Genomic DNA, 25,149 nt, shown 5'->3' on the forward strand with positions numbered 1-25,149 from the left:
AGCGACTACGCACGCCATATCAATTTCTGCAGAAGAGCCGTCCCCGGCCAGTGTACGCCGTAACAAGGCGAAGGGTGTCCTAGAGGTCTATTCCGTTCCTACAGGGGTCAGACACCGCGCAGTTTTGCGGAGGGTGTCCTTTGCCTTTTGAGGAACCGGTTAACGCCTCTTAACGGGTTCGGACGAGTCGAAAGGACTTGAGCGAATGAGCAAGAGCGGTCTGGAATTCTCCGTCGGCGATCACGTCGTCTATCCGGCCCATGGCGTGGGCCAGGTACAGGGGATCGAAACCCAGGAAGTCGCCGGCTATTCTCTCGAAGTTTACGTGATCACCTTCGACCACGAGAAGATGACCCTTCGCGTTCCGACGGCGAAAGCCCGTGGCGCGGGCCTGCGCTCGCTGGCCGAGGGCAATGTCGTCAGCCAGGCGCTGACCACCCTGAAGGGCCGCGCCCGCGTGAAGCGCACCATGTGGTCGCGCCGCGCCCAGGAATACGAAGCCAAGATCAATTCGGGCGACCTGATCTCGATCGCCGAGGTGGTTCGCGACCTGCACCGGGCCGAGAACCAGCCGGAACAGTCCTATTCGGAGCGCCAGCTCTACGAATCGGCGCTGGACCGCATGGCCCGCGAAGTCGCCGCCATCGAGCGCATCGACCGCGACGCGGCGATCACCATCCTCAACAAGAGCCTGGTGAAGGCGGTCGCCGCCTAAGGCCCGCCCACCCGGTTGCAAGTTCGAGACGCCCGGCCGACAGGTCGGGCGTTTTCGTATCCGAGGCCGCCATGTCCGCCCCGCCCGCCCCCATCGGCTATCTCGACCTGCTGGCCCGGCCGCGCCGGCCCGCGACGCTGCGCGAGCGCTATGGCGAGACCCCGCTGCAGTTCGGCGAGCTCTGGCTGCCGGCCGGCCCCGGCCCCCATCCGCTGGCGATCGTCATCCATGGCGGCTGCTGGCTCGCCGAGCTGCCGGGCCTGGAGATGATGGACTATCTGGCCGCCGACCTGCGCGACCACGGCGTGGCGGTCTGGAACATCGAGTACCGCCGGATCGGCCATGAGGGCGGCGGCTATCCCGGCGCCTTCCTCGACGTCGCCCATGCGGTCGACCACGTGCGGACCCTGGCCGCCCCGCATGGCCTCGACCTCTCGCGCGTGGTCCTCACCGGCCATTCCGCCGGCGGACACCTGGCGATCTGGGCGCTGGCCCGTCACCGCCTGCCGCCCGCCAGCCCCCTGCACATGCCCGACCCGCTGAAGGCGCGCGGCGCCGTCCCGCTGGCCGGCATCATCGACCTGGCCGCCTACCACGCCGCCGGTCCCGACGAATGCGGCGGCCCGGGCACCATCGACGCCCTGGTCGGCGCCGGGACGCGCGCCGACGTCTATGGCGACACCTCGCCGCCCCGCCTGCTGCCGCTGGGCGCGCCCCAGGTGGTGGTCTCCGGCGCGCTGGACCACATCGTGCCGAGCGCCTTCGGCGAGGCCTACGGCCAGGCGGCCTCGGCCGCCGGCGATCGCGTGAAGATCCTGGACTTCCCGGGCGCGGGACATTTCGAACTGATCGACCCGACCTCGGCCGCCTGGCCGCTGATCCGGGCCGAACTGCTGGCCCTGCTGGGCTAGACCCGCACGAAGATCGGCCCCCAGAGCACCTGGTAGCGGCCGGCGTCCATGCGCCGCCGCGGGCGCAACTGGTAGACCCCCGGCGGCAGCGGCCCCGCGGCCGCGCCCTCCAGCCTGGCGCGGGCCGCGGCCTCGTCCAGCGGGTCGGCCAGCGCATAGCTCTCGAAATGCGGCGACGTCTCGCGCAGGGCGCTGGAGAGGTCCCCCTCCCCGGCCAGGCGGAACGGCAGCGGCGCGCCCAGGGCGCCGTCGGGACGCGCATAGAGGCCGACCGCATAGGTCCGCTCGCCCTTCGCCACCACCCCGAACCCGGCCTGCGCATGGCGGGGGCGCAGCAGGTTGGTCCAGTGCGGCGTGCTCCTGCGCCAGATCCCCATCAGCTCGGCCGCCGAGGTCGGATCGCCGGCGCGGCGGAAGGCGATGTTCTCGCTGGCCGAGCCGATCATCCGCCGGGCCAGCAGGCCGACGCGGTGGGTGGGGTCGAAGCCCTCCGGCGACAGATGCTCGACATAGCCGCGCCCCGCCAGGTCGGCCGCATGGGCCCTGGCGACCCGCGCCAGCTCCTCGTTCCAGCCGCAGGAGGCCGCGCCCGCCGCGCGCCGCGCCGTATTGGTCAGCGCCAGCAGCTCCCGCTCGGTCGCCGCCTGGAAGCGCCCGCCGCCGGCGTCCTGCAGCCGCCGGCCCAGCCGCGCCTCATAGCCCAGCCAGGCGTCTTCGGAGATGGCGAGGGGATGGGCGGCCGCCGGCAGCGCCGCAAGCCCGCCGAGGCCAGCCAGCAGCGCTCGGCGCGACAGGCCGCCGTGTAAGCCACGGGAGGGTGCTGGCGTCTGCATCCGAAGTCCCGTCAGGCCGAAAACATGCACGTCACCGCTGCGTACTCGCGTCGGGAAACCCTGCCCGATCATCGCCGGCCCGGCAAGTCAATCGCGGGTTGAGACCTGGGAACCTTCGCCCGCCTAGTCGGCGTCGGCGGTCACGATCCTGGGCTCGGCGACGTGGTTGGGGCCGCGCTCCAGCTCCGCGGCCAGCTTCTCGCGATCGAGGTCGCCCTCCCAGCGGGCGATGACGATGGTGGCCACGCCGTTGCCGACCAGGTTGGTCAGGGCGCGGCACTCGCTCATGAACCTGTCGACCCCGACCAGGATGGCCAGCGAGGCGATCGGGATCTGCGGCGCCACCGCCAGGGTCGCCGCCAGGGTGATGAAGCCGGCCCCGGTCACGCCGCTCGCCCCCTTCGAGGTCAGCATGGCCACCGCCAGCAGGGTCAGCTCCTGGGTCAGGGTCAGGTCGATGTTGGTGGCCTGGGCGAGGAACAGCGTGGCCAGGGTCATGTAGATGTTGGTGCCGTCGAGATTGAACGAATAGCCGGTGGGGATGACCAGGCCGGTCGTGGTCTTGCCTGCGCCCAGGCGCTGCATCTTGTCCATCATCTGGGGCAGCACCGATTCCGACGAGGACGTGCCCAGGACGATCAGCAGCTCCTCGCGGATGTAGGCGAGGAACTTGAAGATCGAGAAGCCCGCCGCCAGCGCGACCAGCCCCAGCACGATCACAACGAACAGGATCGAGGTCGTGTAGAAGGTCAGCACCAGCGCGCCGAGCTTGACCAGCGCGGCCAGGCCGTACTTGCCGATCGTGAAGCCCATGGCCCCGAAGGCCCCGATCGGCGCCAGCTTCACGATCACCTGGATGATCGAGAAGAACACCTTGGAGACGTCCTCCAGCACCCCGGCGACCTTGTCGCCGAACGCCCCCAGCCGCGAGCAGGCGAAGCCGGTCAGGATGGCGATGACCAGCACCTGCAGCAGCGCACCGTCGGCGAAGGCGCCGAAGAAGGCGTCGGGGATCAGGCTGAGGATGTAGTCCGGCAGGCTCTCGCCGTGCTTGGCCTTCTCGACATAGCCCTCGGCGATGCTGGGATCGAGCGTGGCCGGGTCGATGTTGAAGCCGCGGCCCGGCTTGACCAGGTTGCCGACGATCAGGCCGATGGCCAGGGCCAGGGTCGAGATGACCTCGAAATAGATCAGGGTCTTGGCGCCCAGCCGGCCGAACGCCTTGATGTCGCCCATCCGCGCGATGCCCGCGACGATGGTGCAGAAGATGACCGGCGCGACGGCCATCTTGATCAGCTTGATGAACCCGTCGCCCAGCGGTTTCAGCGACACCCCGAACTCGGGCCAGACCGCCCCCACGGCGATGCCGAGCGCGATCGCCACGAGAACCTGCACGTAGAGCAGGCGAAACACTTTGAAGAACCCCATACGCCCCTCTATCGCAGCCATTCCCACCGGAACAGCGTTGCGCTATCACCCCCACCGGTCGGCCCGGTAGCTCAGCAGGATAGAGCAGCGCTTTCCTAAAGCGAAGGTCGGGGGTTCGAGTCCCTCCCGGGCCGCCAGCGATATATCGCGCCAACCTAACGCTGGCCCAATCCCCACTTAAGACTGTCCGATATATCGGAAGCGGGACCTTAGACTCGGCATAGTGACTGCTCGGCGCCACGAACGGACCTTGGCCTCCATCCGTATTCCGGACATTTAAGATGCCCGCGCTGAAGCTACGCTGATGCGCACCGAAACGGGGGTCTCAACGTGCCAGTTACAGGGCTTTCTAAGCAGCGGCAGGGGCAGTTAGGGGTCAACGCTGTCGAACGCATCGTGCTTCAGGAATGGAAGAGTCGCTGGCAGCCGTTGGATGCCGTCAACGATGATGGTGTCGACGGCCTTATCTTCATAGAACGTGGCGGAGTTCCCACGGGGCAGATCATCCACGTCCAGGTGAAATGTCGTTCCGAGCAGCCAAAGGATGGTATTTTCGCGCTACCAATCGGCACAGAGAAGTTGGCTAAAAACGCCGCTCGTTGGCGCCGCGTCGTGGGCGCCGCCATCCTGGTAAAAGTCGACCCTGAGTCACTCGCCGCGTATTGGACTGATGTCCGGGACGGCGGCTCAGTCGTCGGATCTCAGGTGTTTGTGCCAGCTGCAAACAAGTTCGACGCATCAGCGAAGAACCGCATTGCCGATCTCTGCGGTACACTACATGGCGACCTCCTGTTGCGGCAGATCAAGACCACAGCGGACGACTTCAAATACCTAACGTCGAAATCAGCACCTGTCGCTGCGGCGCGGCAAGAATACGTAAGATTGAATACACTGTCGCTGCATTTTGCGGGCTCCAACGCCGCAGTGCACTTCACAAGGGAGGGCTGGCGACACATGAATCGGAGGGGACGGGAACGTCTCGCCAAAAGCCAGTCTTGGACACTTGTCGGAACTCTCGCTCACATCGTCCAGAATGTTTCCGAGAATTCTCTCCTGGTCGTAAGGCCTTCACGGAGAGGCCTTCCTGAGCTGGTAGCAGCGACGGTTACCGTGCTCTTCCCTCATCGCCAGTCAGCGATTGTGCGAGCAGTGTTTCGCCGCCGGGGACAGCCAGGCTCTTGGAACTACAGCCTTCACACCCTGTACGAGCCGCGCCGCAAACGGAACCTCATGGGGGTCTGAGACGAGCCGTACTCCGCCCAAAAAACCACGGATTTTACGCCGGGCCGCTTAGCCTGACCAAAGCCTGACCGGGGGCAGCTCTAGATACGCCTCGCCTCCCCATCAATGTACGCAATGCGCGGATTTGGAGCAACCCGATCACCAAGAGCTCAGCCCGCGTTGCGCCAATAGGAGACCTTGATCTGCTTGCGCAAAGGCGACTTTCAAACGAAGTTGAACGACGCATGCGGTGAGCGTCATGATGATTGCCTGTCTTCGACGGGCGCTTGAGCCCGGCCGTCCGCAGCAGCCGGACTAGGAACCTGCTAGCGCACCTTCGAGCATTCGCGCCTCGGCGACACCGAGGCGCACAAGTACGGCGAGGACACCGTCGATCACTTGGCGTTCGGGTTTATCGGCCACCAGTGCCTCAGGAGCAGATTGACGAACTTGGTCCACCCACGCGCAAAGCCTGCGACCGATACCGTGCTCAACCCAAAAGGCTGTGTAGTCGACATAGCTCGCGACCCAGGCCTCAGCGGCTGCAATGAGAAGCGGCAAGAGGGAAGCGCTGGGAGCGACCTCCAGTAAGTCCATGGTGACCAAAGCAACGAAGTAGCTGGGACCACGAGCCAACAGATCCGTAAGCTCGGGCAGGAACGGACCGACACGCTCCATCGCCTTCGGCGTGAGGTAGGTAGAGGTTTGCCGCAGGACGTAATCGTTGAAGAAGATCGCGCCGATAGCGGGGCCGATGTGCATCTCGATCGAGCTTGACCGTTCGCCTACTAGGCGCCGCCAGCCGAGGGACGCGATGAGGCGTTCGATGAATTTTCTGCGGATCGCCGGTGCCTCGGCCTCCAGCAGATGATCATTGAAGTAGATAACGTCGATTGCGCGCAGGAACTGCGGTGTGACATCGAAGAACGACTGATCCGGCAGTGCGGTGATCCGCCCCACGGCAAGCTCATCCATCTCAGCCTCAGAGAGGCCAACGAGGGTGCGGGCTAGCAGGGCGTAGTAGGTTCCGTTCCACTCGCCTGGGCTTCGGGACAACTCTTCCTCGGTACCGAGTCCAAGGCCATTGAGCTTTGCCGAGAATTCGGCGTAGGCCCGCACAAGGTCGCGCAGCCAGGGCCGGTCGACCACATCGACGATTGCCCGAAGCGAGCCGATCCAAAGCGCGGCTGCCTGTTCATCGACATAGGTCTCGGGCTCTGCGGTTCGCTCCTCGGGTTGGGCCTGCGGCGTTGGCTCGCCAACTCGGATTCCACGCCGGCGACGTCGTCTTGGGCGCGCGCCCTCGGGCTCGAAGTCCGGCCAGTCTGGCTCCGATCCCAATCCATTGAGCCAGACGAGCTCGGCTTCGACTGCGGCAACGGTTCTCTCGGCATAAAGCGCAGCACGCCGTGCGGCCTCCTCCTCGCTCACCTCCCACTGGCGGATTGGCCTCACGCAAGCAGCGAACCCGCAACGGACAATCGCCTTCGGAATTCGCTCATCGACTTCAGCAAGGCTCGCGACCGAAGCCGCAAAGCCGTGTGCGCCGGCCGGGCTCTCGCGCGCCGCAACTTCGAGAAGGATTCGAAGTCGAGCGGGCGTGGGCTCGCGCCGATAGAGCTCGGCGAAACCCGCAAATGCCGTAGCTACGGGGTTGAACTTGAGGCCGCCGCGCACCCGATGCGCAACATCGTCAGCGGCCTTGAGGGCCTCGGAAAACACTTCCTCAGCCCAAGCCCCATGCTCGCGCCGAAGATCATCATCACCATCGCGAACCGCTACCAATGCCGCGGCTCTGATGCCTTCGCCGCTTACGAAATCCTCCTCACTGTCACGATCGTCATCGTCATTGTCTTCGCCGTCCGCGGTACTTCTCTCGCTCTTTGGACGAGCCAGCTCTTCACGAGCCCATGCAACGCCTTGCGCGGCGATATCCGCCGATGATCGCGAGGGGTCATCAATTGCCGCGAGGAGCGCTGCGCGAATGTTCGCGGACGCGAACTTTGAGGCGGCGGCGGCGTTGAGCGCGAGGAGGTGCTTGGCCTCTTCCTCAGGCGGAACGTACTGGCGCGCCATAACTTTTGTCCCGTCGACGCGCTCGGCCTCTACCTCGGGCCAATTCGCCGGGTTTACGAGATTGAGCGCGTGCCGAGCCATGAACTTCGGATCAGCAAAGTTCGAACTTGCGTCCTGCCCTCCCAGCCGCTGAGAGGCGCCCTGCAACAGCCGCTCGATCTTTGAGCGCAACTCTTCCGGGCCGTAACACGAGTATGACCCGAGCAGATTCTCCAGTGGGACCCGGCGCGACACGCGCTGCTTCAGGCTTTCGCGGGTAGCGCCGCCCACGGGTTCCTTCTCCAGCGCCCTCAGTCCGAATAGATCCGGGAGCTCGATTTGATCCTGACCCTGGCGCGTGCGGTCCGTGCTGAGCAGTTCCGGGCACGCCACGAACGGGACTGCCGCAGCACGCGACGCCGGCCAATGCGAGATAACCAGATCAACTGCGACGAGCAGGTACGCTGCGCACGAGCCTGGTGGTCCGAGCACATCCTTCAGAACAGCATCGAAATCGTCGCCGTTCTCGATGCGCTTGTGAGCCCATGCCTCAAGCGCCATGAGGCCCGAAGCAACCGCATAGTCGTTGCTTTGCCCGCGCGACCATCGGTAGCTGCGGGTCCAGGGGAAGAACCGATCGCCCTCATCGAGCGCGACGCGGAATCCATCTTCGCCGGGATTCCGGCCGCGCGTCCGAAACTGAATGGCGTGGTCGACAAGCTTTCGGACCAGCCCAAGACCTTCGTCCGGCGCGTGCGTGAGCAGCTCGAGGAAGGGCCCTTGGGCAGGCGCAGCCGGGAGGAAATCGTGATCGAGATTCTGAAAGGGTTCGTCGCGTTCCCGCCGACGGTACGGGTCCTGCTCGTCTTTCCCCTCGGCGATCAAGTTCTCAGCCACTAGCGCCGCTAGTTCCTTCGGTGCGGCTTGAGCAAGCGTGCCCCGGAACTTCATGATGCCGGAAATCACCCCGCGATCGTGCTTGTAGGCTCGAACTCGGTTCACGTAGTCGGCCGCAAGGTCGGGCCGCTTGTTCGCGAACATCAGGAAGCCCGTTCGCAGCTTTTCAGCGAGCCCGCGCTCCTCGCGATAGCCGAAATGACCTGCATAGGTTCGAGGGGGCGTGCCCGGCGTTCCTTCCTCTTCTTCGAGTTCGACCAACCATGCATGCAGCCAGGCCAAGAGGTTCGACGTGAGAGGGCCGTGACCAAAGGTGCCCAGCATCCAGTTTGTGTAGAGCTCCACCACGTCGCTCAGCGCCTGAGCGGGAGTTCCTGCACCCAGCTTCAGAAGCCAAACAAGAAGGTGAACCCAAGCCGCACCGGTCGGAACGAACATGCCGGGAGGGATTTGGGCGGGGTCGACGCCAAGCTGCACGAGGAGCTGCGAAGCTGGCTCCGCGTCCACGGCCATCGTGGTCCGGATCAGCTCGCGAAGCAGCACAGCTTCGTTCGCCAGGAGGCGCGCCGTTTCCCGATCGAGCAAAGCGCTCGCGGTCTCCGAGTGGACGATAGCGAGGAGCGCCGCGCGTCGCCACGATCCATGAACTCCCGGCTGGGAGAGGCGGTCCAGGATCGCTGCCCAACGATCCCCATTCGATTCACGTGCCAGTGCGAAGCGAGCGGCCAGCTCTACGCCTCGGGCCAGAATCGCCGATGCAGGCTTGTCCAACGGTAGCTTGCCAAAGCTTCCGTCGTCCGCAGCGAGTAGACTGCCAATCGCCCATTGCCGCAGAACATCGTGGCGGAAGGTGACCCTATCGGTGCCAAGGTCGCGAAGCGTTTCGCTCCGCACGAGTGCGTCTATTGGCGCTGGTGGCTCGCCTTTGACGTCGAGCACAAAATCACCGCCAAGCGCCATTTCGGCGAGCGTCCGAAGAAGGCGCGCACGTTCCCGGTGTCCTGCGTCGTGTTCGCCATCCGCCGAACTCCACCACTGAGCGGCCATGTCCAGTTCAGTCGTAGGCGGTGGTGCCGATCCCGGTTGTGTTGCTAGACGCGACAATCGGTAGAGGTTGCGGACCACTTCGCGTGCGGGATGGCCGTCCGCCAGAAGGCGCGCCAGGTGGGGCTCGGACTCGCTGAGCTCAGTGACCTCAGCATCGTTCAACTCATCGATCACGACTGCCGGTGATGAACCAAGGGTGGCGATCGCGTTGGCGTCCAACCAGCTCGGTTCATCAACGCCGAAATTGCGGCGTGCCGTGGCGATCACGACGACGCTGGGTACGTCGGACGCCGCACGTAGAAGGTCGTTGACGGTTCTCCGCTCGTCGTCGCTGAAGGAGTCGAGGTTGTCGATGAACAGCGCCGCTCCGCCATCGGAGGCGAGATCGCCTAGAAGGTCACGCGCAGTTCCGTTGAAACCCAGGACGCCGCGCATGGTCGTCCAGCCTCGCGGCTGCGTTCGCCCGGGGCTAAGGACGACGATCCGCCCTTCCGTCGAGAAAAGGTTGGCGAAGTGCTTCAGGACTCCGGACTTGCCGACGCCGGCATCGCCTCGAACTTCGAGATAGCGTCCTTGATCGAGGGCTTCGTTGACCGCTTCGACCCTCGCGGTTCGGGCGATGACCGTTCCACCGATCTGGTCGACCATATCCGCAAGCGCTTGCACCGAGGCCTCAGCGACCGCGGCCCGGACATCTGTCAACCGGCGGTCGCTTGCTAGCCGAATGGATTTGTTCTGAATGTCGGTGAGCAGGCGGGCGCGGTCACGATCTCCGCCGTCCGCTCCAATCTCCTCGGCGAGGTCTGTCAGGGCGCTCCAAAGGGATGCCGCACCACCGGCACCTTCGGGCGGCAAGACGCGGACGGCCCGTTCTCGTGACAGTTCTTCTGCGGCTGAGCCGATTGCGGTGTAGTCGAAGATCAAAATCTGGAGCCGCGCGAGCACCCTCCAGACCGCATCGTCTTTATTCGCCGCACCTGCTTCGCGCAGGTGCTCGCGCAGCGTTTCGACGAACGTGCGCATGTCGTCATTGCCGGTTCCGGGGCGATTGAGGCGCTCGAAGAAGGTCTTCGATGAACCGAGCTGTCGCGCCCAGCGCAGCACATCCTGGTAGGCACCATCGATCTTTCGAGACGTCGCGGCCGTCGCAATCGCCAGCTCGTTGCGGCCGCTCCAAAAGTCTGGCTCCGCGATCGCCTTGGCGATCTGCCCGACGACCTTCTTGAAGATGGCGTCGCCAGGGGAAAACGAGATCGTCCGCTTGACTTGGATCTGGAGCGACGCGGCTTTGCCGCTCGTATTTTCGTGGGCGTGGATGATGACGTCATCCAGCGGGAAACCATCGTCACCGCGTTGGAACGCGATCAGATCGATAGACGTGCCCGGGAGACCGCGCGGCTCCGCGTGAGACAGCATCGTGAGGAGGTAGTGAGCGCCGACCTGGCCCTCGAAGCGAGCGCCACTGGGACCCGTCGAAGCAGGGCTCGAACCGCTCAATCTTTCCTCGCCGATTCCATCAACGCTCCATGTTATGGGGAGGAATGAATCGCCGCCACAGATTGGCTTGCGTTCACTTATTGTTCTTGCATGTGCGCTCCCCTATGATCGAGCAGATCGATCCATAACCGGTCGGCGCACGAGCCCAGAGGCAGCCAATGGACCCGCGAACTGAGCCAAGCGCGGCCTTCGGCCTCCGCCTCTCGGCAGACATACTCACGGCGCTTGTCATTACCGGCTTGCTTTAGCGCGAAATGCTCAATCGATTGCTGAACGGCTTCGAGGGCAAGCTCACATCCTCAAAGTGGGCGCTGATCACGAAAACCTCGCAGGACATGGCTTCTCGCGACATCGACGATCCCAGCAAGCGCGGAATCCTCCAGGAGGACGCTGCTGGCGGACGAAGCACGAGCTACTCCCTTGTGGAGACCGAGTGATGGACGATGGTGAAGCCACGCCCGGGGAATTGCTCACGCTCGCTGAGCTGGCCGCGCGCGAGACCCTCGATGATCTCGAGATTGGTCCGGCTCTCGACTGGATCGCACAGCTCGTCGACCGCGCGGGCGACGACGCAAACGAGCCCGGCTTGAAGAAGGCGCTCGCCTGGGCGGATGTGATTGAGGCGAAGTCGCCGGGCGATCGCGTCATCTCGATCCTCAACTATTTTCGGGCCAACGCCTGGGCGAACCTTGAACGACTGAAGCACCAAGCCGGCGGCGACGCAGTCAGGTGGTCGTGGGAGCAACCTGAGGCCGAGCAGCAAATCCTCTGTCTGCGGACTGCGCTCAACAGCCCTGGCTTCTCGAAGGTTCAGCTTGGCAGGAAGTGCCAGATCCTCACCAATCTCGCGGGGCAGCTGAGCACCGCCGGTCGACCAGTCGAGGCGCTGGAAGCCTGGGGCAGAGCCCTTTCACTGGTTCCCAATTTCTGGATGGCGCGTGGCAACCGCGGCGTCGCCCTCAAGCACTACGGACTGGCGGTTCACGATCCAGGACACCAAGCGGCATTCCTGCTCTTCGCGCATTGGGACCTGGACGCTGCGTCGAACCCCGATCCCGAGACGCTCTCTTGGGGTGATCCAGCAATTCTGCCTTACTTCGAGGCGCATAAACGCCACATCGAAGGTGGTGCTGATCTCAAGACCATCGAGGAGCGCCTCAAACTTGACGACCATTCTCTCGGCCGCTCAGGCAGCGAGCGCTCCTATCGGACCTGGTGCCTTCGAGAGCGCCTATTCCTCAACCCGCTCAACGATCTCGGCGACCACACCATCGCCGCACGAGACGTCCTAACCCTGCCGGATTTCATTACGTCGTTCGATGAGCCGCCTGTGGTGACGGGCTTCTTCAACCAGATGAAGCAGGAGTTCGTCTCGGCGAGGTGGGAATTCTATCTCGGCGTCACCGCTCACAGCCCACACTTCTCGGATCGAGATGTGCTGCTCTACAACACGCTCGACTATCCGGCATATGGCCTTGCCGTCGAGCGCATGAAGAGCGCCTACAAGTACGCTTACTCGCTCTTCGACAAGATCGCCTTCTTCCTGAACCACTATCTCACGCTAGGCATCAGGCCGACCGGCGTCTCCTTTCGATCGATATGGCGGGAGAAGAATGGCGACCCGATTCACCCAATACGCGAGACGTTTCGGCAGTCTGAGAACTGGCCTCTCCGGGGGCTGTTTTGGCTCAGCAAGGATCTCTTCGACGAGCACCAGAAGGTCGTCACCGACCCCGACGCGCAGGCGCTGCATGAGCTGCGCATTCATCTCGAACATCGCTACGTGAAGGTTCACGAGATGATGCTTGGGCCCGTTCCCATGGGCGACAAGCCGGACCCCTTCTTCGACACGTTGGCTTATCGGATTTCCCGGCGATCGCTTGAGGAGCGCACGCTTCGGCTGCTGAAGCTTGTCCGCGCGGCCCTGATCTATCTCTCCCTCGCAATGCACTGTGAGGAGCAGCGCCGGCGCAAGGAGCGCGGTGAGGGGCTCACCATGCCGATGGCGCTCGACCCCTGGCGAGACAGCTGGAAAATCTGATGGAGGCCTTCCGAATTCGGCCTCTGACCGAAGCCGACATCCGCATGGTGGTTGAGACGTGCGGCGGCCAGGTCGCTCATCCTGACGCAGATCGACGAGCCGAGCGCGGTGGCGACTTCATCCTCGGGGGGGCCGCTATCGAGCTCAAATTGCTGGATGAAGACGGCCTCCAGAAATCGGAACGGCAGTCAAAGCTCGCAAAGCTGTTTCGGGATGAGGGCTTCACGGCGCCGGTCGTCGTCCTCGATCGAAAGGCGCTCTCCGAAGCCGGTCAACGCGGCTACGACCGCGCCATAGAGGGCCCGATCAAAAGCGCGGTCGCTTCGGCTCGCCAACAACTCAAGCAGACGAGGGCCGAGCGGCCGGACACCGCGCTCTCGGTGCTGTGGGTGATCAACAACGGCTACACAGCCCTCAACCACGAGGAGCTGACTGCACTCGTCGCCCATCGGGCACGCAATGACACCTCCAACATCGACGGGGTCATCGTCGGCGGCTGCTACTTCCACAGCGACGGGTTCGACAGCTTCTTCTTGTGGCCGCTGACCTACGTACCGATCCGCCTCGATGATTTTCCAGCTTTCGACTCGTTGCGCGCTGCCTGGCAGCGGTTTGCCGAGAGCTGCATGTCGAAGGTCGTCCGTGGCGACGTCGGTCCTGATCCGACCAAGGATCCCGTGCTCGATACGCAGTTCGAACTCGACGGCACGACCTACGTGAAGCCCGCACCGCCAATCGGCGGGGAGTCAGACTTCTTCAAGCGCGGGCGACCGCGGAAAAACAGCACGGGGCTGACACAATCGCCCAAGATAGCGCTCACGTTCCCCGGCCTCTCGCCGACAGAGTGGCGTCGATTCCGGACCGCACTGCCTCACGAACTCGGACTCAGACAGACCTACGCGGAGTGGCTCCGGCATGAGGAGGAGGCGCGGGCCGATGGAAAGCCAGAGCGACCGTTCGTCCGCATGCCTGTGACATTGGAAGGGTGGCGACGCTGGTTCGGCAATGAGCGGCCGGAGGATCCAATGCTCTCGCTGTATGCCTATGCGAACGACTGCTTTCAGGAACGCGTGGTTCCTATCATTGAAGGCGCTCGGGAAGCCAAACACGATGGGCTATTGCCGGCGCGCTACATTCTCGCTGTCACGCAGGAAATCGGCCAGGACAAGGCCAACGATCTGTCTCATGTCGCGAAGGTGCGGCTCCGCGTTCGCGGCGATCCCGAGATCAGTCCAATCGTCGAAGATCTCCGGGCGTTTCACCTTCACGCCGTTAGTATCGCTGCTGCCTATGCGGTCGCCGAAGGGCTCGATGCCGTGATGTGGATCAGGGATCGAAAGTACGCCTGGGCCTAGGCAAGCGGAGACCGTCGGCGACGATGCGGTAGGTAAGCGCCGGCTAGGGTGGACCCCCGAACGATCAGCTTAAGCCGGTACTTCTCGTGGTCGTAGCTGACTTCGATCCGATCGAGCCCCTCGCTATAGGTCGCGCCATTGTTGATCTGCATCAGCTGCACGCGGTGAGTGTCGCAGGTCACCACTCGGCATTCCGCCTGCTCATGATAGTGCCGATCGCTCATCGGCCGTGTTGACCCGATCCTGTGACCAACGCCCACGACCGAAATGACTTGGTCCCTCATGCTCAAAAATGGCGGCCGTCTTCGAATTTCGGGAAGCGACGAGTTCATTGAACCGAGCCTCAGAGGCCTTCCGCGTTGAAGACCCGACCCGTTCATTCGCGCCGCCCGTAAAGTGAGTTCGGTTCCGGCTGGCCGAGACCACCACCGCCACGACGTCGCAGTCCTCAAGCCTCAGGACCTCGCTCGACCAGCTGATCGGTGGATAGCAATCGTCGGCGCTTTCCATCACGCGCTTCTGCAGAGCGTCCGTGCTGTCGCAGCCAATGACGCCGCCGTCGTTCGCCACACCAATGTAGAGAATCGCAGTTCGCCCTTCGGGTGCTGAGTGGCGAAGGCGCAGAGTGTCGCGCGAATTTCCGCAGACTTGATGCCTTGAGACTTCCGCTCAATGAAGTTGGCCTCCTGATCGGACACCCTCGCGCGCAGGTCGCTGCTCATCTGGCATCCCCCAACCGCTTGAGGCCGCAGGGTTGGAATCCTGCGCGCTCTCGTCCAGGCTCGCTAACCTGGGGTCGCGTGCAGGTGCACGCTAGGGGAGCGCGCCGCGCTGGCGAAGATCAATGTCCACCTCCGCTTTCGGCGTTGCGATCTTCCCGTACCTGAAAACAAGCGGACGGGTTCAGCTTGGCCGGTACATCTTCCGGTCAACAACCGAGCTTGAAGACCTCCCGGCGGATCAACGCGCCGCCGTCGAGGAGCTCTGCACGATGCTCTTCTTCCGAGACGACCTTCGCATCGACCAGGCCACTTATGCGATCACTCCGGGCCTGGGCTCCCTCCGGCCGGACCCGACCGTGCTCGATCTTGGACGGGTTCGCACCGTGTTGGCCTACTTGTACTCCTCGCCACATCCGACGTTCGGTGATGTCTTTTTCGCTCCTGAGAACGTCAGCCTGATGGTGGTGCAGCCGGCCAACGTCACGGTCCACCTCGTTCGGGAAATTCAGGGTGCGACGCACGTCGGCCCGCCGTTCCGAGCCGAGCCAGACAAGTTGGGCCACATCCCCGGTTATGAGGGGGTCTACAACACACGCAGTCCGGTTTGGCTGACGGCGGGCTCAAGGCTCTATGGCCCAAAGCCCCAGATGACTTTGAATATCGCGCAGGACTTGGCTGCTGACCTCAGCTACGTCAGCGAACCGTCGGAAATCCTTCTCCGCCTGCTCGTAAAGAAGCCTACTCCGTTCAGTGAGCGCATCCTGACCGCGCTCGACTGGTACAACAGCGCCAATGAAATGGAGCGCGAGAGCAGCCAATCTCTGCTCCACCTCGCGGTCGCGTTCGAGACCCTCCTTCAGCTACCAGCGTCTGAGAAGACAGATCGTCTGTCGGACGCGATCTCGCTCCTTCTTGGTAGGACCGATCGCCTCAAAGACTGGGCGGTCCAATTCTACGCTCAACGGTCGGCCGTCGCGCACTCTGGGCGCGCGAGCGATTGGTGGTTCTACGGCGCCGGCGATGCCAAGCAGGGGACGGCCGCTCATCCCTTCGGCAACCTCATGACCTATGGACGGCAGGTCTTTCAGCTCTGTGTGAATACCATTCTCGTGGGGGCGCATCTAGCAGACGCGGCGGGGCTCAAAGACCGCTTCATTGCCAACAGCGAGCGCTACGAACTGATCTGTCGGATGGTGAAAGAGGGTGCCGATCCCGATGAACGGCTTCGTAAGATCGCGCGCTTGGTCGATGAGCTGGGGGAGTTCCGGTTCGTACCGAGCGGTGGGTTAACCATCGAACTGATGATTGCCGCAGTACGCACAGCCTCGGCGACCCTTCTTGAGGCACGCCACAATGGAAGCGGGGGGCTCCTTGTTGCGCTGAAGGGGATGGCCGAAACCAAGCGCAAGGACACTGACTTCGAGAAACTCTCGGCTCTCGAGCGCTGCGCGGCGATGTTCAAGGAGGACCCACCTCAGCAAGACGAGCCGTCAGCACGCGTCGTCGCCTCGCTTGTGGATCATGCGTGGGGCGATCTCTTCATGACCTACTATCGAATGAAGCAGGCTGAGGAGAAGGCCCAGGAATCGTAGCCGCGAGCGCGCCGCTGCCGCTCACTGAAACCGGCTACTGGTCCGTTTCTCTCGCACACCAAGACGTGGCGCGTGCGCCGGGCTCGTCGGGAACAGCGCGACCTTTTCGACTGGAGGGACGAGCGGCAGGTCATCCGAAAACACAGACCCTTGTTCGGTCGGTCCCTTCCTGCCAGCCTCTTGGGAAGGGAGGGACCAGTGGCCGACTGGAAGCGCGCATCCGAGATGCTCGACCGCTTTGAGCGGGACGAGAAGTTGTACCCGGCCGACGCTGAAAAGCTCGTCGCCGAGGTCTTCCGCGCGTGCGGTCACCCGGTCGCCGATAGCGGTTTCGTCGAAAGTGATCGCGGCGTCGATATGTTCCTTGAGACCAAGGTCGACGGCGCGCCGCATCGCATCAGCGTCGAGGTCAAATACTCGCGTGGTCCGGCCGGCGAGGCGTCCGTCCGCCAGCTCCTGGCCTTCCGCGAACAGACACCCATCGACCGCGCGATGATCGTGTCGCGCTCCGGCTTCACGTCGGGCGCGCTTCGCCTTGCCGCCGATAGCGGCGTCGGTCTCATCGATCTGTTGTCACCTGGCGATCTGCGCAACTGGCTCCAAAAGCACGCGCCGCAAGCGCAGCCCGACAAGTCCGCCGAGATCATCATTCGCGGCGCCATGAAGGCGCTCGCGAAGCTCATCGCCGAGATCCCGAGCAACTCGCAAAGCTGGAGTGGCGGGACCTTGAACGCGTTCTCCGAGAGGTGTTCGAAGGCCTGGGCTTCGATACCAAGCTCACCCGCTCGGGCAAGGATGGAGGGTTCGATCTCAAACTCAGCATGCTTAAGGACGGGACGAAGGCGGTTTACCTGGTCGAGGTGAAGCATTGGACCGACCAGAGCCCGGGCCCAAGCACCTCAAGAAGCTCGTGCACGTCACGGGGTCGCAGCAGGCGACGGCCGGCGTCCTGCTATCTACCTCGGGCTTTACGAAGACGCTCTACCAAGGCTTCGCGAAACTCTCGGCCCCTGTCCGGCTGTGTGACGGCGCCAAGGTCGTCTCGCTCTGCCAAGCCTACTATCGGCTCGAAAGCGCTTTATGGATTGAGGCCAAAGACCTCGAAGAGACGCTCTTTGAGGGCACGCTCCAACCCGATCCGGCCCGGCTCATCGTCTAAGTGACAGGTTCGCCCTAATGGACAATCCGTATCACCACGCGGATGTCAAACCGCACTACCTCGACCGCGAGGCGGTTCGGGTGAAGTGCTTCGACGTCTTCAACATCGTTTCCGCCAGCGTCGCACTGGCGGGCGAGTACGAGATGGCGGAGGCCGACGATCCGCTCGAACCGTCCTCGATGTTCAAGCTTCATCACGAGCTGGCCGAACAACGGCTCTCGCAGCTCCTGCTCGATATCGCCGTCTTCGTCCGCACCTTCGACGATCTCATGAGTGCGGAGGCTCCCGATGAGTATGCGGCCCACGTTGAGAAGACGGATGGTGACAACTTCATCGGCACGCTCGACGGGGACGGCGACTTCCGGCTGCGGGAGGCTTGCAACAAGATCATCCACGCGACCGACTTCCGCCCGGTCTATGACCACGCGGATCGCGACCTGGGGGACGACAAGTTTGAGCGGGTGTGGCACCTCGACGGCCAAATCGAACTTGAGGGGACGAGGGGCAAGAAGACCTGGGAAGCCGTCCTGAACGTCGAGCCCTTCCTAGAGACGGTGTTGGACCGGATTGCGTTTGAACCGCCCGAGACTGCGGAGTGATTTCTTAGGGAAATCAGTTCTTTGTCCGACTCGGCATCCCGGGTGTATGCAGAGCTAGCGGCGCGGGCCAAAACTTACACAAGCCCTTACACGCGAGAATTCGGAACGAAATAATCCTTCCCTTACAGAGGGATGCGGGTACCCACAGCGGACCTAAAGTCTACCGGGTCTGCATGCGGACCTTCTCAACGTCGTCCTTGAGTCAGCTCCGGCCATCGAGTGTCGGCCGGCCTCCCGATCTAAATCAGCCTGCCCGCAAGCGGACGCTCCCAACGTCGACAATGAGCCCGTCCCGGTCATTTTGAGCTACAGCAAGCTTGGTGCCCGGAAGCGGACATCGGGATGGACCCTACGAGCCCAATGCCGTCGTCATATCCAGCGCGAGAGGCCGAGAGCGAACGTTCCGAACTGCGGTTACGAGCCTCCGCGGCCGAAAAAATACGCGAGTACGAAGCGAGTTTTGCCTGGCTGCTATTCGCAGCTGCGCAGTGACCCGAGAAGCTCGCCAAGCTGGTCCGGCGTCAGTTCATCCCGATGCAGATAGCGACCGGCTACAGGCGGCACTGTGGCAATTTTCGCCGGCCCCGTCTTGCTATTGAGCACTACGAGGCCGACCGGCTCCCCCTCCTCGGGCAACGCCCACATGGCCAAGGCGTACGTGACGGGCCGTGATCCCGCCACAACATTGGGGTGCATAAAGAACCAGCCATCGGCGGACGCAATCGACTTGTACATGTAGCTCTCCTCAGACGAGCAGAGTCGCGCCACGTCCCTTAGAAAGCGTGAATCGCATCAGTGGAGCGGAGACGGCCGCTCACGCCCCCGCGCTCGAATATATTGGCTGCACACGTTATTATACTTTCGGCGTGGTCTTGAGACCACATTCGGGTGGACACATACGCTCAACCAATTATGGGCGCGTTTTCGAGCGATCAATTCGCCGCCACCCGACAAATACACTTGCTTAGACTCAAATTGTGAACCTGATTAACCTCGCATTATCTCTGCCGCGCACCGGCGAGACCATCAGGTCAGCGGGCATGGCGAAGCCGTGCCTGGGCAAGAGGAGGGGAAATATGAGGCTAGCCTAGCATTCACCGCCTTTTGGCGGAGCGGCTGGACCTGGGAAGGCGCCAACCTTCCCAGGAGCCCGGTCACGGAGCGAATCCGAGACGCGTTGATAGGCGATCGGAACTCTCTCCCCGCATGGTGAAGATGTCAACAAACGCCTGAGAAGGCGATCGATGAAACACGCCTGCGCTCCGCCTCTTCAACAACAGGAGAGGTTTCATGAACACCCATACGACCAACCACTCGCAGCGCTCCAGACCAGCTCCCATCGACGAGCGGCGCTCGCCCGCTCCTAGCCTTCTGGACGCCATCCTCAGCCCGCTCGCCAAGCCCGCGAAGCACAGCGAGAGCGGTACATTCCTCACCGCCGCGACAGTCGTTCTCACGCCTGACGGCAGCCCAATCCGCAGCGTGCTCACGGGCCGCCGCATCATGGTCACCGGCTTCTACACAAGCCGAAAGGCTGGCTGCGCAATGCCCTACGAGGGCATGAACGAGCTAGCGCTCCTGAAGCACTGCGAAGTCGATACGAGCGTGATCGACTATCGTTCCCAGCCGTTCCGGTTCGAGTTTGTCATCGACGGCGTCAAGCGCACCTATATCGCTGATTGCACCCGCCTCATGGATGACGGGACAATTGAGGTGCTTGAGGCGAAGGCCTCTTCCAAGTACCTGCGCGACCCAAAGTACGCCGAGAAACTCAAGGCGGTTGAGAGCACGTGCAACAAGCTGGGCTGGCGCTTCAGGGCGGTCACCCGCAACCACCTCTTCGAACCGCGCCCCGTCTTCGCAAATGTCGATCTAATCCAGTCGCGCCGCTTCGTTCGCATCGACGAGGCCGACGCCTACCGGACGGTCGAGTTCATCGAGGGCGAAGGCGGTGAGACAACACTGGGCCGGCTCAGCGAAGTACTCGGACGAGGCCCAGGTGGATTTGCGATTGCGCAGGCCATGATGGTTCGCCGCCTGATAACTTTGGACCTACGTGCACCGCTCTCAGCAATGAGTCTTGTGACGCTGGTGAACGGTCGGCCCGCCAAAAGGAGGGCCACTCGATGAATCCCTCTTTCTTCAATGTCGGCAGTCGGTGGCTTCATTGTGGGAAGCCACTGCGGTTCGCAAACCACCTTGGCGACAAGCTCCTGCACTTTCTGGACGAAACGACCGGCGGCCCGTTTCAGATCGAGGACGATGACGGGCGGCTCAGCCTTCCGGACATGGAATGGGCGCTGAGTGCATTCGCGAATGGCGAACTGAAAGGCGCTCCGGATCCACACGGATCGCCTGTCCGACGAAAGGCGGCGCTCCAGGAATTCGGCCCAATCGAAGCTGCAAGGCTCGACCCGCTGGCGCAGCTAAGAGCTTTTGTCGTGCGGGGTCTGGACGATCTCAGACCAATAGCAAGCAGCGATCGGGCCTATCGAACTGCCATCGCAGAACTTTGGGCGAAACATCCGGACGAAGTCGCGGCATTCCCTCGCAAACCTTCACCGCGGACCGTGAGACGCTGGATGGAACAGCGTGGCACGCCCGGGGAACGCCCGCTGTCTCAAATGATCTCGATGTCAGGTCGGGTAAAGCGACGACAGCGCTTGCCGCCCCTGGTCAAAGCCGAGGTGCGGCGCGCGGCGCTTTGGTACTGGTCTGGCCTCAAGCGGCCGATCAAGGACGCCTACGCGCGGCTGTTTGCGAATCTCGAAGCCATCAATCTCGCGCACGCGAATGATCCCTCCTTCGTGCCTTTGTCACGGCCCTCCAGCGAGACCCTTCGCAAAGAGATTCGGCGGACAGAGTGCCTCGAAACTTATTCGGAGAAGTTCGGCCCCAGGGCGGCGCACCTCCGCTTCAAGCCGGCCGGCCAGGGCGTCAGGGCGATCCGCATCCTGCAAATCGGGGAGATGGACCACACCCTTATCGACAATACGGTCGTTTTTGATGGCCAGGAGTTGCTCCCGCTGGGGCGCCCGTGGCTCACTGTAATCCTGGATGTCTACAGCAATTGCATTGTTGGCTTTGTTGTCACCTTCGAACCACCTTCCCTCTATTCAGTGATCGAGTGTATCAAACGCGCTAATCGGCCCAAAGATCACGTCTCGCAGTCAACTGCGAGATTTCCAGACCTCTGCTACATATTCGGACGCTTCGATGAGATCATTGTCGACAACGGCATGGATTTCTCCGGGACTTCGCTGCACGACGGCCTGGCTGACCTCGGGATCTCGCTGCGCTTGGCTCCGGTGCGATCCCCCACTTACAAAGCGGCGGTCGAGCGGTTCTTTGGAACACTCAATAGCCTGCTATTTCACAAGCTTCCCGGCGCAGTATTCAAACCCGACGCCTTACGCGAGTTCGACTACGACCCGACGAAAGATGCGGTGCTTACGCTCTCAGAACTTGAGGAATTCCTCTGGGATGCGTTGGCTCTCTACCATATCACTCCCCAACGCGGGCGGGGAATTGCGCCAGCCCAGCTGTGGATGGACAGCGCCAAGCGCCATACCATCAGTGTAATTGGGGACGACGCCCAGCTCGACAAGATGTTGGGCGCGCTCAAAGAGTGCCGAGTCACCCGGTCTGGCGTGGAGCTGTTCGGCCTAGTCTTCCACGACGAGGCCGGGGTCGCTGAGCTCCTAGAAGACCTCATAGAATTCGAACCCGTGCGCGAGCACCGGAAGGGTTCTGCGACGGCAAAGGTGAAGGTCAAATACAACCCGGCGTCCTTGGCGGAAATCCACGTCTGGAACCGACGCACCAACCGGTACGTCACACTGCCATGCACCGACGAGCAGTACGCACAGGGGGTGTCGCTCTGGCACCATCGCAGACTGCAGGAACTGGCGCTTCAGCGGGGCGAAGAATTCAGCACCGAAGACGACCGGCTCCGTCTCCGGGCGACGATCGTAAGGAAGATTGAGGAGTCCGCCCCCACGCTCAGGGCCAAGGAACGCCGGGCCCTGGCCCGACTACTGCATTCACCCAAAATCCAGGGCCGCAACGAGGGTGAAGTCGGCCTCGCCTACGCCCTTTCCCGCCACGACGGGATGGCGCCAGTTACCGAGTACGACTTGGCTGCTCCCACGCGCAGTGATGGCGGCCAGCGGCCGACACGACCAGCGCGAAAGAAGAAGCAAGGGCCAGTCAAGGCTAGGCGCGCAAAGGCGGCCCGAAACCACATCCACCTGCAGCCTGAGACTGGGGACATTGCGGACTTCGCCGTAGACCTTTCCACCTGGAAGGAGATCGACCTGTGAAACGAGATCTCATTCCCACCAAGATCGCGCGTTTTCAGGAAATCTTTATCCCATACCCGCCGCACACCGAATTCCACGAACGGTGCGACTACCTGGTGAAACTAGGCCAGGTCACACGGGGACAGCCTCAGAAGGGCATGCGGGCTCTCGCGCCATCCGGCTCGGGGAAAACAGCTGCCGCGCGAGCCTTCATACACCAGTTCCACGCGAAGACACCGCGTACCCAGGAACGGGTGCCCATCGTCTACGTCGCGTTGGAACGAGCATCGACATCAAAGCGCCTGATGATTTCGATCTTGGACTACTTCGGCGACCCGTTTTCCACCCGCGGAACCGAGCAGGAGCTTAAGCAGCGTGTGAAAGCCTGCTTCGAGCGATTTCAGACTGACCTGCTGTTCATCGACGAGATCCAACACCTCAATTATCGCAACTCCGAGCGGAGCGACGTCACTGACAGCCTCAAACGGCTGTTGGATGACGGTGTTGTTCCAACCGTGTTTTTGGGAACGGAGGACGCCCTCGACCTCTTCACTCGCAATATCCAGCTAGGCGGGCGACTGATCGCGCCGAGCGACTTCCACCCCCTCGACCTGAAGTCTTCGTCGGATCGAGCTCTCATCGCCGGCTACGCCACGCTGCTGGATCAGGCGCTAGTGGATCGAGACATTGTCGACGAACCCAGCGGCTTGAACGAACCCTGGGTGCTGGCCTGCTTGCATGCCATCTCCGACGGGGTCATCGGGCGAGTTTCGCGTCTTGTCGAGGTGGCGCTTGAGATTGCTCTGCGGAGGGGCGCTTCCCGCATTGAGAAGTACGACCTAGCAATCGCAGTCGATCGGTGGGCGATCCCCAACGGCCTAACCAAGACCAACCCATTCCTCAGGGAGCCGGCGTTGTGACTGGGGCATCGACCGAAGCCGGCCACCGTGAACCGCGCATCCTGTTTGCCCTCACCCCTTTTCCCGATGAGAGCTTCTTCGGGTTCGTCTCCAGGCTCGCGACCTGGAACCATGTCAACAGCAGTCGGGAGCAATTCTTCAAAGGCGTCGGCCTGCTTGACCTGAGAAACCATGGCATGGACGCCGCGATTGAAGACGCTGGACCGCTTGCATGGCGCCTCCGCCTCACGACCCAACAGCTGGGGGCCTTGGTTGCGCGGGATGATCCTGAGCTTCACCTCTACCGCAAGCAAATCAGCCTTGCTGCAAGACGGGTGTCACCAAGCGGCCTGAAGGTCGCGGCCTATCATCGCGCTGCCTGGACCTCGAAGCTGCCGTTCTGCGCCCAAAGTTGGGACATTCTGATTGAACGCTGTCCGGGATGCCAGAAGACGCTGGGGTGGAGCACGCTCAGGATCGAGCTGTGTGAGCGATGCGGTTTCGACCTTCGTGCTGCGGCTACTTCGCAGATCCCTGAAACCCAGCATCAAACCCTATCGGCGCTGGCGGCCCTGATCGATCGCGATGCTGAAAAGCGACTTCGCCCTGCAGGCCTGCCTGCGGCCCTCTCCACGAGTTCAACTTTTCAAGTCTTCGCGCTCGCGCTCGCGCTCGCGCGCACTTGCGCCAGCGCCTTCCATGGTACGAAATTCGCCAAGCTGTCGCCCGTGGAGAAGGCCGCCCACATGGCGGCGGGCCTCAAGATCCTCCTGAACTATCCCGCCTCCTTTGAGGAGCTGACATCTCAAAAGAATGCGCGGCTACCCGACTTCTTCCGGATCGCGACCCTTCACATGGGGCTGGATGTGGGCCCACTCTTTGACCGCCTCTATTCGGACTGGCAGCCGAACCGGCATGGCCCCTCCCGGCTTCGCAGGGAACGAGAGCTGCGCGGCCAGCTCACCCTTCGTGGAGCAGCGAGCAAGCTTCGTATCGAAAATCGCGATCTCCGCCGGCTGATAGATTGCGGCCTAATCAACGCACATGGAAGGCGCGGGACTGCACGCATATTCCAGTGGCTAGATCCCGGGGAGATTTGTCACGCGGCTCGCCGCCTGGACGGGCGAATGTCGATCCAGGAGTTCTCCCGGACCTTCAAGATGCCTTCTCGCGGAGTCAGCCAGCTCGTCAATCTGGGGCTTCTGGATCGCAATCGAGACCCGATGGTCACAGAGCTGCACGCATCAGTTCAGCTTTGTCGCAGCAGCGTAGTTCGCCTGGTGCGCAGGCTCCAGGCGGTCAGCCAAAGTCAGGTTTGCGACGTCCCGGCTTTAGCGCTGGAAGACGTCTTCCACGGCATCGGCGCTCAAGAAAAGCCCTGGGCTCCGATCCTGCGCGCGGCAGACATGGGACAGATCAAACTCTACTATGATCATGAGGGTTCGGAGTACCTGCAGATAAGGAAGCTGCAAATCTCCCGAGCCCTAGCGGACGAAATTCTCGCTGGGCAGCGCTCTGAGCTGCTGGACGTCTCAACCACTTCACCGCCTAACTCGTTAGACGAGACCATGACGCGGGTCGATGCCGAGGACTATCTGAACTGCTTCCCACGAGATCTCTCATGGCTCCTCGCAGAGGGAGTGCTTTCATCGCTCCAAGCAGTGGAAGTCATCGCCCTGGGAGGTGAGGTTATAAGCTCTCGCGAGATCAGCTGGCGTTGGCGCGTTTCGCCGGAGTATCGCGAGGGCCTCACCAAAAGGCATGGAATCGAGCGAATAGTCGGGCCCTTCTGGTCACGGGCTGCAGTAGAGGCCCATTTTGCGGCGCATTTTCCCTTTGGCCGTCCCAGTTAGGGTGCGCTGGTCCGTTCCACACGG

17 protein-coding genes, 1 tRNA gene and 2 pseudogenes are annotated in these 25,149 nt (G+C 62.6%); 15 read left to right on the top strand and 5 right to left on the bottom strand.

Annotated features, from left to right (window positions below; genetic code table 11):
* The first annotated feature begins 205 nt into the window (after positions 1-205).
* Complete coding sequence (locus RTL41_RS09195; RefSeq protein WP_312163562.1) at positions 206-715, top strand: CarD family transcriptional regulator; 510 nt, start codon at positions 206-208, stop codon at positions 713-715.
* A 71-nt stretch (positions 716-786) separates the two neighbouring features.
* Positions 787-1,626 (top strand): alpha/beta hydrolase, encoded by an 840-nt coding sequence (locus RTL41_RS09200; RefSeq protein WP_312163564.1) that lies wholly within the window; start codon positions 787-789, stop codon positions 1,624-1,626.
* Here RTL41_RS09200 and RTL41_RS09205 read toward each other — a convergent pair.
* On the bottom strand, positions 1,623-2,459 hold the full coding sequence (locus tag RTL41_RS09205; RefSeq protein WP_312163566.1) for a CAP domain-containing protein: 837 nt from the start codon (positions 2,457-2,459) through the stop codon (positions 1,623-1,625). The two genes, RTL41_RS09200 and RTL41_RS09205, sit on opposite strands and share 4 nt — an antisense overlap.
* A gap of 123 nt (positions 2,460-2,582) precedes the next feature.
* On the bottom strand, positions 2,583-3,887 hold the full coding sequence (locus RTL41_RS09210; RefSeq protein ID WP_312163567.1) for a dicarboxylate/amino acid:cation symporter: 1,305 nt from the start codon (positions 3,885-3,887) through the stop codon (positions 2,583-2,585).
* A gap of 60 nt (positions 3,888-3,947) precedes the next feature.
* Here RTL41_RS09210 and RTL41_RS09215 point away from each other — a divergent pair.
* Positions 3,948-4,024, top strand: a tRNA-Arg gene (locus tag RTL41_RS09215).
* A 193-nt stretch (positions 4,025-4,217) separates the two neighbouring features.
* On the top strand, positions 4,218-5,129 hold the full coding sequence (locus RTL41_RS09220) for a DUF4365 domain-containing protein (RefSeq protein WP_312163569.1): 912 nt from the start codon (positions 4,218-4,220) through the stop codon (positions 5,127-5,129).
* A 294-nt stretch (positions 5,130-5,423) separates the two neighbouring features.
* Here RTL41_RS09220 and RTL41_RS09225 read toward each other — a convergent pair whose 3' ends face one another.
* On the bottom strand, positions 5,424-10,604 hold the full coding sequence (locus tag RTL41_RS09225; protein WP_312163572.1) for a hypothetical protein: 5,181 nt from the start codon (positions 10,602-10,604) through the stop codon (positions 5,424-5,426).
* 436 nt (positions 10,605-11,040) lie between these two features.
* Between RTL41_RS09225 and RTL41_RS09230 the strand changes: the two genes are divergently transcribed.
* Both RTL41_RS09230 and RTL41_RS09235 read left to right on the top strand, forming a co-directional pair.
* Positions 11,041-12,645: an LA2681 family HEPN domain-containing protein gene (locus tag RTL41_RS09230; RefSeq protein WP_312163574.1), complete on the top strand. Its 1,605-nt coding sequence runs from the start codon at positions 11,041-11,043 to the stop codon at positions 12,643-12,645.
* Positions 12,645-14,000: a hypothetical protein gene (locus RTL41_RS09235; protein WP_312163576.1), complete on the top strand. Its 1,356-nt coding sequence runs from the start codon at positions 12,645-12,647 to the stop codon at positions 13,998-14,000. Before RTL41_RS09230 ends, RTL41_RS09235 begins: the two co-directional genes overlap by 1 nt.
* Before the next feature lie 201 nt (positions 14,001-14,201).
* On the opposite strand, the gene RTL41_RS20860 is transcribed toward RTL41_RS09235, so the two are convergent.
* The gene (locus RTL41_RS20860; RefSeq protein ID WP_409418321.1) at positions 14,202-14,624 is read right to left on the bottom strand and encodes a helix-turn-helix domain-containing protein; all 423 of its coding nucleotides are present in this window, start codon (positions 14,622-14,624) and stop codon (positions 14,202-14,204) included.
* A gap of 220 nt (positions 14,625-14,844) precedes the next feature.
* Here RTL41_RS20860 and RTL41_RS09240 point away from each other — a divergent pair, with 220 nt between their 5' ends.
* The 5 genes and pseudogenes from RTL41_RS09240 (at position 14,845) to RTL41_RS09255 (ending at position 18,072) form a co-directional block, all read left to right on the top strand.
* Positions 14,845-16,314, top strand: a complete 1,470-nt coding sequence (locus RTL41_RS09240; protein WP_312163578.1) for a HEPN domain-containing protein — start codon at positions 14,845-14,847, stop codon at positions 16,312-16,314.
* Between the two features lie 225 nt (positions 16,315-16,539).
* Positions 16,540-16,869: pseudogene (locus RTL41_RS20865) on the top strand (restriction endonuclease); the annotation flags it as partial.
* A 191-nt stretch (positions 16,870-17,060) separates the two neighbouring features.
* Positions 17,061-17,135, top strand: a pseudogene (locus tag RTL41_RS20870) (hypothetical protein); the annotation flags it as partial.
* A gap of 47 nt (positions 17,136-17,182) precedes the next feature.
* Positions 17,183-17,473: a restriction endonuclease gene (locus RTL41_RS09250; protein WP_312163582.1), complete on the top strand. Its 291-nt coding sequence runs from the start codon at positions 17,183-17,185 to the stop codon at positions 17,471-17,473.
* A gap of 17 nt (positions 17,474-17,490) precedes the next feature.
* Entirely contained in the window at positions 17,491-18,072 is a 582-nt protein-coding gene (locus RTL41_RS09255) for a hypothetical protein (RefSeq protein ID WP_312163584.1), read from the top strand.
* Positions 18,073-18,543: 471 nt separating this feature from the next.
* Here RTL41_RS09255 and RTL41_RS09260 read toward each other — a convergent pair whose 3' ends face one another.
* On the bottom strand, positions 18,544-18,807 hold the full coding sequence (locus tag RTL41_RS09260; RefSeq protein WP_312163586.1) for a hypothetical protein: 264 nt from the start codon (positions 18,805-18,807) through the stop codon (positions 18,544-18,546).
* A 555-nt stretch (positions 18,808-19,362) separates the two neighbouring features.
* Here RTL41_RS09260 and RTL41_RS09265 point away from each other — a divergent pair.
* Genes RTL41_RS09265 through RTL41_RS09280 form a run of 4 tightly spaced genes read left to right on the top strand, consistent with a single transcriptional unit; the run spans position 19,363 to position 25,125 of the window.
* On the top strand, positions 19,363-20,202 hold the full coding sequence (locus tag RTL41_RS09265) for a TnsA endonuclease N-terminal domain-containing protein (RefSeq protein ID WP_312163588.1): 840 nt from the start codon (positions 19,363-19,365) through the stop codon (positions 20,200-20,202).
* Positions 20,199-22,394 carry a DDE-type integrase/transposase/recombinase gene (locus tag RTL41_RS09270; protein ID WP_312163590.1) on the top strand — a complete coding sequence of 732 codons (2,196 nt, stop codon included), beginning with the start codon at positions 20,199-20,201 and terminating at the stop codon, positions 22,392-22,394. Before RTL41_RS09265 ends, RTL41_RS09270 begins: the two co-directional genes overlap by 4 nt.
* Positions 22,391-23,293 carry a TniB family NTP-binding protein gene (locus tag RTL41_RS09275; protein ID WP_312163592.1) on the top strand — a complete coding sequence of 301 codons (903 nt, stop codon included), beginning with the start codon at positions 22,391-22,393 and terminating at the stop codon, positions 23,291-23,293. Before RTL41_RS09270 ends, RTL41_RS09275 begins: the two co-directional genes overlap by 4 nt.
* Complete coding sequence (locus tag RTL41_RS09280) at positions 23,290-25,125, top strand: hypothetical protein (protein WP_312163594.1); 1,836 nt, start codon at positions 23,290-23,292, stop codon at positions 25,123-25,125. The genes RTL41_RS09275 and RTL41_RS09280 overlap by 4 nt, the downstream gene beginning before the upstream one ends.
* Positions 25,126-25,149: the final 24 nt, after the last annotated feature.

Source organism: Phenylobacterium sp., assembly GCF_031984885.1.
Classification (GTDB): domain Bacteria; phylum Pseudomonadota; class Alphaproteobacteria; order Caulobacterales; family Caulobacteraceae; genus Phenylobacterium.

What these genes read in the sequence shown, in the direction of transcription:
- RTL41_RS09255 (WP_312163584.1), top strand. Translation starts at nt 17,491, where the DNA reads ATGGACAATCCGTATCACCACGCGGATGTCAAACCGCACTACCTCGAC.
- RTL41_RS09270 (WP_312163590.1), top strand. Translation starts at nt 20,199, where the DNA reads ATGAATCCCTCTTTCTTCAATGTCGGCAGTCGGTGGCTTCATTGTGGG.
- RTL41_RS09265 (WP_312163588.1), top strand. Translation starts at nt 19,363, where the DNA reads ATGAACACCCATACGACCAACCACTCGCAGCGCTCCAGACCAGCTCCC.
- RTL41_RS09210 (WP_312163567.1), bottom strand. Translation starts at nt 3,887, where the DNA reads ATGGGGTTCTTCAAAGTGTTTCGCCTGCTCTACGTGCAGGTTCTCGTG.
- RTL41_RS09200 (WP_312163564.1), top strand. Translation starts at nt 787, where the DNA reads ATGTCCGCCCCGCCCGCCCCCATCGGCTATCTCGACCTGCTGGCCCGG.
- RTL41_RS09195 (WP_312163562.1), top strand. Translation starts at nt 206, where the DNA reads ATGAGCAAGAGCGGTCTGGAATTCTCCGTCGGCGATCACGTCGTCTAT.
- RTL41_RS09235 (WP_312163576.1), top strand. Translation starts at nt 12,645, where the DNA reads ATGGAGGCCTTCCGAATTCGGCCTCTGACCGAAGCCGACATCCGCATG.
- RTL41_RS09230 (WP_312163574.1), top strand. Translation starts at nt 11,041, where the DNA reads ATGGACGATGGTGAAGCCACGCCCGGGGAATTGCTCACGCTCGCTGAG.
- RTL41_RS09260 (WP_312163586.1), bottom strand. Translation starts at nt 18,807, where the DNA reads ATGTACAAGTCGATTGCGTCCGCCGATGGCTGGTTCTTTATGCACCCC.
- RTL41_RS09205 (WP_312163566.1), bottom strand. Translation starts at nt 2,459, where the DNA reads ATGCAGACGCCAGCACCCTCCCGTGGCTTACACGGCGGCCTGTCGCGC.
- RTL41_RS09240 (WP_312163578.1), top strand. Translation starts at nt 14,845, where the DNA reads ATGTCCACCTCCGCTTTCGGCGTTGCGATCTTCCCGTACCTGAAAACA.